A 13,288-nucleotide genomic window follows, 5' to 3' on the forward strand; every position below is an offset into this window, starting at 1 on the left:
GGGTCGGTCACCGTACTTCGGGGACGAGCCGCGCGGGGCCGTGCACGAGCTCGTCGTCGAGCTTCCTCTGCATCTCCAGGTCCTGCGTCGTCAGCCGCTGCGGACCACCGCGGGGCGGCACGCCCCCGACCTGCTCGGCGGGCGACGGCGGTGCCTCGTACCGCGGCGGAGCGGTCACCATGGTGACCGCCGCGAGGCAGACGAGCACTGCCGTCAGGGCGATGGCCCCCTGCGTCCAGAGTCTGGCCTTGTTCTCGCTGCTGGTGCGGACCGCATGGGGAGTGAGCAGCGGGGCCACGGGCTGGGCGTGAGCGAGCGTGCCCAGCTGTTCGTGCAGCAGCGCGGACTCTTCGTCGGGCGAGCGCGGGGTCGCCGATTCGGGCATCCGCTCGGCGATCGCGGCCCGCGCGGTCACCAGCCTGCCCGCCGCCGCAGCGGTGCTCGCCTCCGTCTCCGCTGCGGTATCCGGCAGGTCCAGGCCGACACCGTCGTGGAGCAGCAGGGTGCGCCGGTACGCCGGCGGCAGGTCGAGCAGCGCGTCGAGCAGGGCGCGCGAGCCGGGATCGGCTGCCGACTGCGGGTCGGGGTGGCGGTGGGCGCGGCGCAGCCGGTGCCAGGGCGACATCGCGTACTCGTACGCGGCCGCTCGCACCCAGCCGGCCGGATCCCGGTCGACCGCTACCTCGGGCCAGCGCTGCCAGACCTGCTCGAAGGCCCGTTCGACGGACTCCTTGGCGAGGTTCCGGCGACCGGTCAGCAGATACGTCTGCCGGAAGAGGGCGGTGGCGAGGCCGACGTAGAGGGCATCGAACGCGTCGGCGGGGGTAGGGCCGAGCGAGGTAGAGACCGCGGCGGCTGTGGGGGCGGAGGAGACGGGTGGGGTGGGCTGGTCCCGGGTGGTGCCGGGGTCGGTCGGGGCCATGGTGGTGCTCCCGGTGGCTTGGGTTCGGGCGGCCGGAGACTGCGTAGCTCCTAGGAGGAGGGCAGCGGGGAGGGGGTGGCCGCATCGGTGGCGCCGTGAGTCATGAAGGCCCCCTGGCGGACCCACGCTGGACCAAAAAGTACATAAACGTATATTGAGCGACACAGCGGCTATTCGCCCGTTACACGAAAAAAGTGCGTGTCGTTGGGAGCATTGCGATGTGACCCAAATGACCGAACGCACCCCGCCGTTGTCGGCTGAGCAGGGCCGGTCCGCCGTGCTGGTCTCCGCCTTTCTGCGGGGCATGCTTGCCGGGGGGCTCGGGCTCGGCTCGCTGGCTGTGCTCGTCATGATGGTGTGGATCAGCTCCCCGGCCTCCGACAGCGGCCCCGGCGGTGCCCTCCATGCCGCAGCGGGGATCTGGATGCTGGCGCACGGTGCGGAACTCGTCAGAACCGACACCCTCAGCGGCGCCCCCGCCCCCGTCGGTGTTGTCCCGCTGCTGCTCACCGCGGTGCTGATGTGGCTGGTGCATCGGGCGGCCCGCGATGTGATGGAGCCCGACGACGAGAGGCGCACCCCGCCCTCGGCCTGGAGCGCCTTCTGCCTGGTGACGGGCGGATATCTGCTGGTCGCGGCGGTTGTCGCGTTCTACGCGAAGAGCGGCTCGATGGCTGCGCGGCCGTCTTCGCTCCTGTTCCCGCTGGTTCCCGCGGTGGCGGGTGCGGCGGGGGCAGGGGTGTGGACGGCGGCCGGGCGTCCGATCGCGCCACCGTCCTGGGCGCCGGTTCGGCTGCACGAGGCGATGGCACGGACCCGGTTCGCGGGGCGGGCGGAGGCGGTGTTCCGGGCGGCGGCGGCCGGGACGGCGGTGCTGCTGGGCGGCGGCGCGCTGCTGGTCGCGGCGTCACTGGTGTGGCATGCGGAGCAGGTGCAGGCATCGTTCCTGGGGCTCTCCGACGACTGGGCGGGCCGGTTCGCGGTGCTGCTGCTGGCGACGGCGCTCGTGCCGAACGCGGCGGTGTGGGGTGCTGCCTATGGGCTCGGGCCCGGCTTCGCACTCGGTACGGCGTCCACGGTCACCCCGCTCGCCTTCACCGGGCGACCGGCGCTGCCGGCCTTCCCCCTACTGGCAGCGGTACCGGCCCACGGCCCCGGGACGGTCCTGAACTGGGCGGCCGCGGCGGTGCCGGTCGCGGCCGGGGTGGTGATCGCTCGGTTCACCGGACGTAACGGGGAGGCGTGCAGTCCGTGGGAGACCGCGCTGACGGCAGCCCTGGCGGCGGTGGGATGCGGTGTCGGGACGGCGGCGCTGACCGCTGCGGCGGGCGGACCGCTGGGCACCGGGGCGCTGGCCGAGTTCGGCCCGGTCTGGTGGCTCACGGGGGCGGCGGCGCCGGCGTGGACGGCACTGATCGGTGTCCCCGGGGCGCTGCTGCTGAGGGCCTGGCGGCTGCGGCAGGTCGGGAGCGGGGAAGGGGAGACCGGGTCGGTGCTCGACTTCCTGGCCGATGTGGAGGTTTCGGAGCGGCAGCGGAGCGGTCGGCGGTGGTGGCGCAGGCGTGGGGGCGAGGATGCGGCCGAGGCGTCGGAGCCAGGACCCGGCACCGGAACGGGCACGGAAACCGGAACCGGATCCCCGGCCGGGATCGGTTCCGTATCCGTGTCTCCGTCTTCGCCACCCGCGGCGTCCGCGCCCGTGCCCGGTGCGGCGTCCTGGTACGAGGAGGATGCGGGCGCTGAGCCGTACGACTTTCTGCCGACCGACCCGTGGCACGAGCGGCCGGCCGGGGATTCCCCCTGGACCTCCGGGGGTTTCCTCTGGGCAGCGCTCTCCAGGGACCCCGGGACGCCGCCGGCCCAGCCTCCGGAGGCTGGGCCGGCGAGCAGTCCGGAAAGCGCTAGCTCTTGACGCCGAAGAACGGCTCCAGCGGCTTCGGAAGCAGGTCGTTGCAGGCCAGCTGTCCGGACTTGGTGAGGGCGTCGTTCACGCAGGTGTAGTAGTCGCGGTAGACCAACTGCACGGTGAACGTCATTGCGACGATCGAGAGCGCGAGCAGCGCCGTGACGAGACCGCTGACCGCAGCGGTCGTCTGCGGCCTGCCCTGGCCCTGTGCGTACGGGGCGGCGGTCCTGGCTCCGGGAGCCGGCCCCCCGGCCGGAGCGGAACCGGAACCCGCAGCGGCAGCCCGGTCGGCGCTCTCCGTCGCCGTTGCAGTCCTCGGCTTGGCGCGCAGCGAGCTGATCGACCAGTACACGGCGAGTGCGCCGAGCAGCAGGGCGATCTCCGGGAAGTCGAAGATCGCGAAGAAGAAGGCCCACATTCCGCCCAGCAGCGCGTAGCGGGCGCGCCGCTGGGCGGGGTCGGTCGGGTCCCAGCGCAGTCCGCCGGGGCCGCCATCGGGGCCGCCCTGACCGCCTGGGCCGTTCGGCCCGCCCTGGCCCCCCGGACGGCCGCCGAAGCCGCCGCTCTGGCGGCCCGGCTGGTGGCTGCTCCACTGGCTGCCCCAGGCCGGCCGGTCGTCGGACGAGCCGCCCTCGGGCGACCCCTCACCGTTCCCGTTCGAACCGTCGCCCCCGCTCCCGTTCCCGTTCGTGCCGGGCGACTGGTGGCGTGGCCGCCACGGCTGGTCGGGGCGGTTCTCCGGCGGTGCGGCGAAAGGGTTGTCGTCCTTCTTGTTCGAGGAATCCGGCGAATCCGAAGGATCCGAGGACGAGGAGGAGCCCGTCGGGGACTGGCGTTCCCGCAGCAGCAGTGAGGTCCGCTCGGGCAGCGGGTGGCGGAAGGCGGTGCGGCGGCGTCGGTCCGGCATATGGTGAACGTCTTCCCCATCTCGTCATTTCCGCCCTGACGGACGGTCGCTGTCCCCTGACGCTACCTCCCGGCCAGGAGGGGCCGAAAGCTGGGAGCGCGACGCCGGAGGCCGATATCTGCCGCGCGAGACCCACTCCCCCTGCGATCTCCCCCTCGATCTCCCTCGGATCTCCCCGCGATCCGGCCCCTCACCCCCGTCCCGTGGGGGTCCCCCGATGTGCCGGTATCGTTGCTGACGGTCGGCTCCTTCGTAGAGTTCCCCGTATCGCGGGGCGCGATTCTTTCGTACGACCCTACAAATAACGACCCTACAAACAGCGTCGCTCTGCTTCACCACGCGAGAAAGGGCCCAGCCGTGGCCTCCCCGCCCCCCTCCACCGCTCCGGCCCGCCTGGTCGTGCTGGTCTCCGGTTCCGGTACGAACCTCCAAGCCCTGCTCGATGCGATCGGCGACGACCCTGCGGGCTTCGGCGCCCAGGTTGTCGCGGTCGGCGCCGACCGCGACAACATCGTCGGTCTGGAACGGGCGGAGCGCGCCGGGCTGCCGACCTTCGTCTGCAAGGTCAAGGACTACGCCAGCCGCGAGGAGTGGGACGCGGCGCTCGCCGCCGCCACTGCCGCGCACCGCCCGGACCTCGTGGTGTCCGCGGGCTTCATGAAGATCGTGGGCAAGCGGTTCCTCGCCGGGTTCGGCGGCCGGTTCGTCAACACCCACCCCGCCCTGCTCCCCAGCTTTCCCGGTGCCCATGGGGTGCGTGATGCCCTCGCGTACGGCGCGAAGGTCACCGGGTGCACCGTCCACTTCGTCGACGACGGCGTCGACACCGGTCCGATCATCGCGCAGGGCGTGGTCGAGGTGACCGAAGAGGACACGCCGGAGGGCGAAGCCGCTCTCCATGAACGCATCAAGGAAGTCGAGCGCAAGCTGCTCGTCGAGGTCGTGGGGCGGCTCGCCCGTAACGGCTATCGCATTGAGGGACGAAAGGTTCATCTCGGTCATGTCGGTGAATAAGCCCATCCGCCGCGCCCTGGTCAGTGTCTACGACAAGACGGGGCTCGAAGACCTCGCCCGCGGTCTGCACGAGGCGGGCGTCGAGCTCGTCTCCACAGGCTCGACCGCCGGGAAGATCGCCGCCGCCGGCGTGCCGGTCACCAAGGTCGAGGAGCTCACCGGCTTCCCCGAGTGCCTCGACGGCCGCGTCAAGACGCTGCACCCGCGCGTGCACGCCGGCATCCTCGCCGACCTGCGCCTGGACGCCCACCGCGAGCAGCTCGCCGAGCTCGGTGTCGAGCCCTTCGACCTCGTCGTCGTCAACCTGTACCCGTTCAAGGAGACCGTCGCCTCCGGCGCCTCCGCCGACGAGTGCGTGGAGCAGATCGACATCGGCGGCCCGTCGATGGTCCGCGCCGCGGCCAAGAACCACCCGTCCGTGGCCGTCGTCACGAGCCCCGACCGGTACGCCGACGTCCTCGCCGCGGTCAAGGCGGGCGGCTTCGACCTGACGACCCGCAAGCGGCTCGCCGCCGAGGCGTTCCAGCACACGGCCGCGTACGACGTGGCCGTCGCCTCCTGGTTCGCGGACGACTACGCCGCCGCCGACGACACGGGCTTCCCCGACTTCTTCGGTGCGACGTACGAGCGCAGCAACGTCCTGCGGTACGGCGAGAACCCGCACCAGCCCGCCGCGCTCTACACCTCCGGCACCGGCGGCCTGGCCGAGGCGGAGCAGCTGCACGGCAAGGAGATGTCGTACAACAACTACACCGACACGGACGCCGCGCGCCGTGCCGCGTACGACCACGCCGAGCCGTGCGTCGCGATCATCAAGCACGCCAACCCGTGCGGCATCGCGATCGCGGACGACGTCGCCGAGGCGCACCGCAACGCGCACGCCTGCGACCCGCTGTCGGCCTTCGGCGGTGTCATCGCCGTCAACCGCCCGGTGACCGTCGCCATGGCCGAGCAGGTCGCGGAGATCTTCACCGAGGTCATCGTCGCCCCGGCGTACGAGGACGGCGCGGTCGAGATCCTCGCCCGCAAGAAGAACATCCGCGTGCTGCGCTGCCCCGACGCCCCGACCTCCACGGTCGAGGTCAAGCCGATCGACGGCGGGGCACTGCTCCAGGTCACCGACCGGCTCCAGGCCGACGGCGACGACCCGGCCAACTGGACCCTCGCCACCGGTGAGGCGCTTTCCGAGGACGAGCTCGCCGAGCTCGCCTTCGCCTGGAAGGCCTGCCGCGCGGTCAAGTCCAACGCGATCCTGCTCGCCAAGGGCGGCGCCTCGGTCGGCGTCGGCATGGGCCAGGTCAACCGCGTCGACTCCGCGAAGCTCGCCGTCGAGCGGGCGGGCGAGGAGCGTGCGCGCGGTGCGTACGCCGCTTCGGACGCGTTCTTCCCGTTCCCGGACGGCCTGGAGATCCTGACCGCGGCCGGCATCAAGGCCGTGGCCCAGCCCGGCGGTTCGGTCCGTGACGAGCTGGTCGTCGAGGCCGCGAAGAAGGCGGGCGTGACGATGTACTTCACGGGTACGCGGCACTTCTTCCACTGAGCAGCATGAACGAACGAGCCGTATGAACGAACGCCGAGGGCGTCTCCTGGAGCCGGTTTCCGGGAGACGCCGTCGGCGCTGACCGCTGACCGTTCGGGGAGCCGCGCCCGGAGCGGGTCGGTCGGCACCCGGAAAACGCCGAAGGCCGTAAACCCACGCGCGTGCGGGTTTACGGCCTTCCTGTTCCCCTGCGGGAACGACAGACCGGCAGGTTCAGTACTGCGGCTGCTGCTGACGGTTGAACCAGGCGCTGCCGTCGGCCCGCGCCACGAAGACGATGACCAGGATCGACAGAACCGTGTGGACGAGGCCGACCACGATGAACGGGTAGATACCGAGAAGCGCGGTGATCGAGCCGAAGACGATGGCGGTGATGCGGATTCCGTTGCCGCCCTTGCCGAACTTCGCGGCGAGGAACACGGCCAGGACACCCCACAGCAGCACGAGGACGGAGAGGCCCCACAGTGCGCCGCCGGAGTAGTCGGCGAGCTGCTGGAACTGGACGTCGTCCTGGAGTGTCGCGTCGTTCTTGGCGGCGTTCACGGCCACGGCGCTGAGGACGAAGAGGATCGCGCCGATGAGCTGCAGGCCGCCGATCACGTAGAGCATGACGCGGGCGGCCTTGACGCCGCCCGGCATCTCCAGCGGGCCCCCGCCGAAGCCTGCGGCGCCGAACTGCGGGACGGGCGGGGCCGCGGGGTAGCCGTAGCCCTGCTGGGGCACGCCCTGCGGGGCCTGCTGGGGGTAGCCGTAGCCCGGCTGCCCGCCCTGCGGGGTCTGCTGGGGGTAGCCGTAGCCCGGCTGTCCGCCCGGCTGCTGACCGTAGGGGTTGTTCGGGTCGCCGTTGCTCATGGCGAAATTCCTCCGTTGCGAAAGTGCGGGGACGATGCGGTCCGGGCGGAGGAATGATGCGCAATCAGAACGGTCTGTCCCCCCGACACTGCCCGCGGTACTGCGCGGCTCATCGTGGTCTTGACGTCGGCTTTTTGTCCAGTCGATTGCCGTATGTGTTGTGCAAGCGCAATCTGGTGGCCACCGTGCGGACCCAGAATTGGTATGCGGGTGGGGTCATCCGCGAGGATGGGCACCATGACTGCCCAGATTCTCGATGGCAAGGCCACCGCAGCCGCGATCAAGTCCGATCTGACCGTCCGCGTGGCGGCCCTCAAGGCGCAGGGCATCACCCCTGGCCTGGGAACCCTGCTCGTCGGGGACGACCCGGGCAGCAGGTGGTACGTGAACGGCAAGCACCGTGACTGTGCGCAGGTCGGCATCGGCTCCATCCAGCGCGAACTCCCCGACACCGCCACCCAGGAGGAGATCGAGGACGTCGTACGGGAGCTCAACGCCAACCCCGACTGCACGGGATACATCGTGCAGCTTCCTCTCCCCAAGGGCATCGACACCAACCGTGTCCTGGAACTGATGGACCCGGCCAAGGACGCCGACGGTCTGCACCCGATGAACCTCGGCCGGCTCGTCCTGAACGAGGCGGGCCCCCTGCCGTGCACCCCGCAGGGCGTCGTCCAGCTGCTCCGCCACCACGACGTCGAGATCAACGGGGCGCACGTCGTGGTCGTCGGCCGCGGTGTCACCATCGGCCGCTCGATCCCGCTGCTGCTGACCCGTAAGTCCGAGAACGCCACCGTCACCCAGTGCCACACCGGCACGCGTGACCTCGCCGCCCAGCTCAAGCAGGCCGACATCATCGTCGCCGCCGCGGGGTCGCCGCACATCATCAGGCCCGAGTACGTGAAGCCGGGTGCGGCCGTGCTCGACGTCGGCGTCAGCCGGGACGAGGAGGGGAAGATCGTCGGCGATGTGCACCCCGGGGTGGCCGAGGTCGCCGCGTGGATCTCCCCGAACCCGGGCGGTGTTGGCCCGATGACCCGTGCCCAGCTGCTCGTCAATGTGGTCGAGGCGGCCGAGCACGATGCGGCTGCCGCGGCTTCCGTCTCCGCCGACTGAGCCGACCGACCTGATCCGGAAGGAACCTCATGGGTGCTGGTACGAGTCCGGCCGACCCGGCCGCCGCGGCGGACCGGGCGATTCCGGTGGCGCCGGGCGGAGGTGCGCGCGGTGCGGATGAGCGTGCCGAGGATGTGCCGGGCGAGGGTGTGAGCGCTGCGGTCGAGGGCGCCGGTGCCGAGGGCCCGGACGCCGGGCCTGCGGGCGAAGAGGCTACGGATGCCGAAGCCGCGGATGGCGAAACCGCTGCCGAGGCGACGGCCTCAGCCGCGGGCGTCGGCTCCGGCAGCAGCGATCCCGCTGACGTCGAACCCGTCACCGGCGACTCCGCCCCCAGCGGTGGCCCGCGTGTCGAGCCCCGCCCGTCGCGACGGTTCCCCTCGTTCACCCGGGACACTGCGCGCCCCGAGGGCGGCGGCAGGGCGGCGTCCGGGGACGCGCCCGCCCCGGCCCGCCAGTGGCCGCTGCTCGCCGTGCTCTGCACGGCAGGGATCGGCCTGCTGATCGTTGCCGTCAACCCCTTCGCCCAGGCCTTCAGGATCGGCACGATACTGATCGGCGTCGCCCTCATCGGCGGAGCCGTGCTGCGCTGCGTGGTTTCCTCGGTGGGCATGCTGGCGGTCCGTTCCCGGTTCACCGACCTGGTGACGTACGGACTGCTGGGCGTTCTGATCGTGCTGCTCGCACTCGTGGCGCAGCCCAAGCCGTGGCTGGACGTACCGTTCCTGGAGCATGCGGTCCGCTTCACGATCCGCTGACTCCCGTATGACGTCGAGTAAGTCCGGCGCCGAATGCGTCCAGGACGCCACGTACTCCTCGTAGCGCCGAACCGGCCCCCTCGCACCCACCCCGGGTGCGAGGGGGCCGCGGCTTTTGCGCAGCAGACCGTGGTCATTTATCTCGACGTCGAGTATCTTGGCATCGAGATAAATTGACCGAAGCGCGGAAGGGACGTTCCACTCCATGGTCAAGATCAAGGTGGTCAACCCCGTCGTCGAGGTCGACGGTGACGAGATGACCCGCATCATCTGGTCCTTCATCAAGGACAAGCTGATCCTCCCGTACCTCGATGTCGAGCTGAAGTACTTCGATCTGGGCATCGAGCACCGCGACGCCACCGACGACCAGGTCACGGTCGACGCCGCCCACGCCATCAAGCAGTACGGCGTCGGGGTCAAGTGCGCCACGATCACCCCGGACGAGGGCCGGGTCGAGGAGTTCGGCCTGAAGGCCATGTACCGCTCGCCGAACGGCACGATCCGCAACATCCTCGGCGGCGTCGTCTTCCGCGAGCCGATCATCATGGAGAACGTGCCGCGGCTCGTCCCGGGCTGGACCAGGCCCATCGTCGTCGGCCGTCACGCCTTCGGCGATCAGTACCGTGCCACCGACCTGAAGATCCCGGGCCCGGGCACGCTCACCATGACGTTCACCCCGAAGGACGGCTCCGAGCCGGTCGAGGTCGAGGTCCACGAGTTCCCGGACGCCGGTGTCGCACTGTCGATGTACAACCACGACGAGTCCATCCGCGACTTCGCGCGCACCTCGTTCCGCTACGGCCTGGACCGTGGGTACCCGGTGTACATGTCCACGAAGAACACGATCCTCAAGAAGTACGACGGCCGCTTCAAGGACATCTTCCAGGAGGTCTTCGACGCCGAGTTCGGCGCGGAGTTCGCGAAGGCCGGACTCACCTATGAGCACCGCCTGATCGACGACATGGTCGCCTCGGCGCTCAAGTGGGAGGGCGGCTACGTCTGGGCGTGCAAGAACTACGACGGCGACGTCCAGTCCGACACCGTCGCGCAGGGCTTCGGTTCGCTCGGCCTGATGACGTCGGTCCTCATGTCGCCCGACGGCAGGACCGTCGAGGCGGAGGCCGCGCACGGCACGGTCACCCGTCACTACCGCCGGCACCAGCAGGGCAAGCCGACATCGACCAACCCGATCGCGTCGGTCTTCGCCTGGACCCGCGGTCTCGCGCACCGCGGCAGGCTGGACGGCACGCCCGAGGTAATTGCGTTCGCCGAGGCGCTGGAGCGAGTCTGCGTCGAGACCGTCGAGGGAGGCCGGATGACAAAGGATCTGGCGCTGCTGATCTCCGAGGACGCCCCCTGGCTGACCACGGAACAGTTCCTGGACGCGCTGGACGTCAACCTCCAGAAGGAGATGGCATCCGGCTGAGTTCTGCCTGAGCTCGGCCCGGCGGCCTTCTGTGCGGTGGCCTTCCGCCCAGCAGGTGGTGTCCGTCCCCTCCCCCGATAAGGGACGGACACCTGCGGCCGGGGCCCACAGGAGCGAAGGAGCTCCGGAAAGTGGTGACTTGAGCGGCCTTGCCCTGACCTGGATCCAGCCTCGTCGACGAGGGACGACGCTTCAAGGAAACCCTGTGGCCTGTGGCACGGAAGTGACCGTTCCGCCACGGTGTGATCGCCGCGCAACGGCGGCGGACCGGCATGGCAACGCAGGGCAGGGGGCGCGCGACGGTGCGAGCCGAACTCCCGAATGATTCGGTGCGCTCTCTCTCCAGGAACTGACCGCCTGCCTTCGTACATCCTCCTGGGTAGTCCGGAACGGTAGACCGCCGTACCGGGACAAGGGGGGAACGACAGAGCGGGGTACATCAGGCACGTTCGGGGGAACTGAGGGGGACCTAATGCCTCGTTGGAAGGCACTACCGGAGGAACTCGACCCACAGCTGAGGGAGTTTGCCGGCCAGCTTCGCAGACTCATCGACCGCAGTGGTCTGGGCATCGCCGCGGTTGCTGACCGCACGGGCTACAGCAAGACGTCGTGGGAGCGCTATCTGAACGGTCGGCTGCTCGCGCCGAAGGGGGCGATCATCGCTCTCTCCGAGGTCACGGATACCGATGAGGCGCATCTGACGACCATGTGGGAGCTGGCGGAGCGGGCCTGGAGCCGCGCCGAGATGCGCCACGACATGACGATGGAGGGCATCCGCATCGCCCAGGCGCGTGCGGCGCTCGGCGAGTTCGGGCCGAGCCCGGTGGGCTATGACGGGAGCCGCCGCTCCGCCGGAGCGGTCACCGGTACGGGCGTCGGCACAGCCACGGACCCGGGCACGGATCGGGGTGCGGGTGGGCACGACGGGGGCCGCGCACCGTCCGTACCGATTCAGCGCGGGACTTCCCCGCGCGTGCCGCAGCAGTCACAGACGCTCCCGGGTGCCGGATACACAGACACATACGGATCCACTGCAGGAGGGCGGCCGCCACAGCCGTCGCGGCCGCAGCACGGCGGCGGTCCGCGGAAGCCGGTCGACCGCCGCAAGCTGACCGTGTTCCTCGCCGGCGTGGTGGGCGCGCTGGTGGTGGCAGCCGCCGCGGTACTCCTGACCGGCCCGGGCGGTGACGACAACGACAGGAAGGACCCGGCCGCCCCGTCGGCGTCGCCGAGCCCGAGCGCGCCCGAGCTGCCCGACGGCGTCAGATGCAGCGGTGCCGACTGCACGGGGAAGGATCCGGAGGGCATGGGGTGCGGCGGCAGGTTCGCCCGTACGGCCGCGAGCGTCACGGTCGGCGGAAGTCTCGTCGAGGTGCGCTACAGCGAGACGTGTGCCGCGGCGTGGGCGCGGATCACCAGGGCCACCCCGGGCGACACGGTCCGGATCACCGCAGGCGGGGCCGCGGGGCAGCACGGCGCGGTGGACGCCGGCACGGACACGGACGCGTACACCCCCATGGTCGCCGCCAAGAAGGCCGCGGACGCCAGGGCCTGCGCGACGCTCGCGTCCGGGACGAAGGGATGCACCGACGCTGCCGGGTGAGACGCGGTCGCGGTGAGCGGTGCGTGACCGGTTGTGTGCGGTGCCACAGGGGGCCGGGCGGCCGGGAGGTTCCGGGTCGGATAGCCTGATCGCTGGATATCTCTTCACATCAAGATTCAGGGATATCCAGCACCAGGGGCAGGGACCCCCACCGCCAGCTGTCTAACGGAGATCGCCATGACCCGCACTCCCGTGAATGTCACCGTGACCGGCGCAGCCGGCCAGATCGGCTACGCGCTGCTCTTCCGCATCGCCTCCGGCCACCTGCTCGGCCCGGACGTGCCGGTCAACCTGCGTCTCCTGGAGATCCCGCAGGGCCTGAAGGCCGCCGAGGGCACCGCGATGGAGCTCGACGACTGCGCCTTCCCGCTGCTGCGCAACATCGAGATCACGGACGACGCCAACGTCGGCTTCGCCGGTGCGAACGTCGCTCTGCTCGTCGGTGCCCGCCCCCGTACGAAGGGCATGGAGCGCGGCGACCTGCTCTCCGCCAACGGCGGCATCTTCAAGCCGCAGGGCAAGGCCATCAACGACAACGCCGCGGACGACATCAAGGTCCTCGTCGTCGGCAACCCGGCCAACACCAACGCGCTCATCGCGCAGGCCGCCGCCCCGGACGTACCGGCCGAGCGCTTCACCGCGATGACCCGCCTGGACCACAACCGCGCGATCTCGCAGCTGGCCGCCAAGACCGGCGCCGCCGTCTCCGACATCAAGAAGCTGACGATCTGGGGCAACCACTCGGCGACCCAGTACCCGGACATCTTCCACGCGGAGGTGGCCGGCAAGAACGCCGCCGAGCTCGTCAACGACGAGGCGTGGCTGGCCGACACCTTCATCCCGACCGTCGCCAAGCGCGGCGCCGCGATCATCGAGGCCCGTGGCGCGTCCTCGGCCGCCTCGGCCGCCAACGCCGCCATCGACCACGTGTACACCTGGGTCAACGGCACCGCCCCCGGCGACTGGACCTCGATGGGTATCCCGTCGGACGGCTCCTACGGCGTGCCCGAGGGCCTCATCTCGTCCTTCCCGGTCACCACGAAGGACGGCAAGTACGAGATCGTCCAGGGCCTGGACATCAACGAGTTCTCCCGCACGCGTATCGACGCGTCGGTGCAGGAGCTCGCCGAGGAGCGCGACGCGGTTCGCGAGCTCGGTCTGATCTGATCCGTACGCCTCCTGGTGCGTACCTCACCGCCCCCGGCAGCAGTCGCTGCCGGGGGCGGCTGCGTTCGCACATGGCC

At 70.7% G+C, this 13,288-nt stretch carries 11 protein-coding genes; 8 read left to right on the plus strand and 3 right to left on the minus strand.

All coding sequences use genetic code 11. The features are described from left to right. Window positions 1-7: 7 nt before the first annotated feature. Window positions 8-922 carry a DNA-directed RNA polymerase sigma-70 factor gene (locus ACIA8E_RS16525; RefSeq protein ID WP_399298518.1) on the minus strand — a complete coding sequence of 305 codons (915 nt, stop codon included), beginning with the start codon at window positions 920-922 and terminating at the stop codon, window positions 8-10. Between the two features lie 229 nt (window positions 923-1,151). Between ACIA8E_RS16525 and ACIA8E_RS16530 the strand changes: the two genes are divergently transcribed. Continuing rightward, window positions 1,152-2,834 (plus strand): DUF6350 family protein, encoded by a 1,683-nt coding sequence (locus ACIA8E_RS16530; protein WP_399298520.1) that lies wholly within the window; start codon window positions 1,152-1,154, stop codon window positions 2,832-2,834. On the opposite strand, the gene ACIA8E_RS16535 is transcribed toward ACIA8E_RS16530, so the two are convergent. Next, window positions 2,824-3,735 (minus strand): hypothetical protein, encoded by a 912-nt coding sequence (locus ACIA8E_RS16535; RefSeq protein ID WP_399298522.1) that lies wholly within the window; start codon window positions 3,733-3,735, stop codon window positions 2,824-2,826. The genes ACIA8E_RS16530 and ACIA8E_RS16535 overlap by 11 nt on opposite strands. A gap of 357 nt (window positions 3,736-4,092) precedes the next feature. Here ACIA8E_RS16535 and purN point away from each other — a divergent pair, with 357 nt between their 5' ends. Both purN and purH read left to right on the plus strand, forming a co-directional pair. Beyond that, window positions 4,093-4,749, plus strand: coding sequence for a phosphoribosylglycinamide formyltransferase (purN, locus tag ACIA8E_RS16540; RefSeq protein WP_399298524.1), 657 nt, complete (start codon window positions 4,093-4,095; stop codon window positions 4,747-4,749). After that, window positions 4,736-6,289, plus strand: a complete 1,554-nt coding sequence (purH, locus tag ACIA8E_RS16545) for a bifunctional phosphoribosylaminoimidazolecarboxamide formyltransferase/IMP cyclohydrolase (RefSeq protein ID WP_329161423.1) — start codon at window positions 4,736-4,738, stop codon at window positions 6,287-6,289. Before purN ends, purH begins: the two co-directional genes overlap by 14 nt. A gap of 213 nt (window positions 6,290-6,502) precedes the next feature. Here purH and ACIA8E_RS16550 read toward each other — a convergent pair whose 3' ends face one another. Further along, window positions 6,503-7,141 carry a hypothetical protein gene (locus ACIA8E_RS16550; protein WP_399298526.1) on the minus strand — a complete coding sequence of 213 codons (639 nt, stop codon included), beginning with the start codon at window positions 7,139-7,141 and terminating at the stop codon, window positions 6,503-6,505. A gap of 237 nt (window positions 7,142-7,378) precedes the next feature. On the opposite strand from ACIA8E_RS16550, the gene ACIA8E_RS16555 reads away from it, so the two are divergent. The 5 genes from ACIA8E_RS16555 (at window position 7,379) to ACIA8E_RS16575 (ending at window position 13,211) form a co-directional block, all read left to right on the plus strand. Beyond that, on the plus strand, window positions 7,379-8,257 hold the full coding sequence (locus tag ACIA8E_RS16555; protein ID WP_383955606.1) for a bifunctional methylenetetrahydrofolate dehydrogenase/methenyltetrahydrofolate cyclohydrolase: 879 nt from the start codon (window positions 7,379-7,381) through the stop codon (window positions 8,255-8,257). A gap of 29 nt (window positions 8,258-8,286) precedes the next feature. Next, on the plus strand, window positions 8,287-9,015 hold the full coding sequence (locus ACIA8E_RS16560) for a DUF3017 domain-containing protein (protein ID WP_399298529.1): 729 nt from the start codon (window positions 8,287-8,289) through the stop codon (window positions 9,013-9,015). Between the two features lie 205 nt (window positions 9,016-9,220). Beyond that, window positions 9,221-10,441 (plus strand): NADP-dependent isocitrate dehydrogenase, encoded by a 1,221-nt coding sequence (locus ACIA8E_RS16565; protein WP_399298531.1) that lies wholly within the window; start codon window positions 9,221-9,223, stop codon window positions 10,439-10,441. A gap of 472 nt (window positions 10,442-10,913) precedes the next feature. Further along, a complete protein-coding gene (locus ACIA8E_RS16570; protein WP_399298533.1) occupies window positions 10,914-12,044 on the plus strand; it encodes a DUF2690 domain-containing protein in 1,131 nt (376 codons plus the stop codon). A 177-nt stretch (window positions 12,045-12,221) separates the two neighbouring features. Beyond that, window positions 12,222-13,211, plus strand: coding sequence for a malate dehydrogenase (locus ACIA8E_RS16575; protein ID WP_030914454.1), 990 nt, complete (start codon window positions 12,222-12,224; stop codon window positions 13,209-13,211). Window positions 13,212-13,288: the final 77 nt, after the last annotated feature.

This window comes from Streptomyces sp. NPDC051664, assembly GCF_044453545.1.
Taxonomy (GTDB): domain Bacteria; phylum Actinomycetota; class Actinomycetes; order Streptomycetales; family Streptomycetaceae; genus Streptomyces.

Coding starts and splice junctions, on each gene's coding strand:
- ACIA8E_RS16525 (WP_399298518.1), bottom strand. CDS start 922: ATGGCCCCGACCGACCCCGGCACCACCCGGGACCAGCCCACCCCACCC.
- ACIA8E_RS16565 (WP_399298531.1), top strand. CDS start 9,221: ATGGTCAAGATCAAGGTGGTCAACCCCGTCGTCGAGGTCGACGGTGAC.
- ACIA8E_RS16575 (WP_030914454.1), top strand. CDS start 12,222: ATGACCCGCACTCCCGTGAATGTCACCGTGACCGGCGCAGCCGGCCAG.
- ACIA8E_RS16555 (WP_383955606.1), top strand. CDS start 7,379: ATGACTGCCCAGATTCTCGATGGCAAGGCCACCGCAGCCGCGATCAAG.
- ACIA8E_RS16560 (WP_399298529.1), top strand. CDS start 8,287: ATGGGTGCTGGTACGAGTCCGGCCGACCCGGCCGCCGCGGCGGACCGG.
- ACIA8E_RS16570 (WP_399298533.1), top strand. CDS start 10,914: ATGCCTCGTTGGAAGGCACTACCGGAGGAACTCGACCCACAGCTGAGG.
- ACIA8E_RS16535 (WP_399298522.1), bottom strand. CDS start 3,735: ATGCCGGACCGACGCCGCCGCACCGCCTTCCGCCACCCGCTGCCCGAG.
- purH (WP_329161423.1), top strand. CDS start 4,736: ATGTCGGTGAATAAGCCCATCCGCCGCGCCCTGGTCAGTGTCTACGAC.
- ACIA8E_RS16530 (WP_399298520.1), top strand. CDS start 1,152: ATGACCGAACGCACCCCGCCGTTGTCGGCTGAGCAGGGCCGGTCCGCC.
- ACIA8E_RS16550 (WP_399298526.1), bottom strand. CDS start 7,141: ATGAGCAACGGCGACCCGAACAACCCCTACGGTCAGCAGCCGGGCGGA.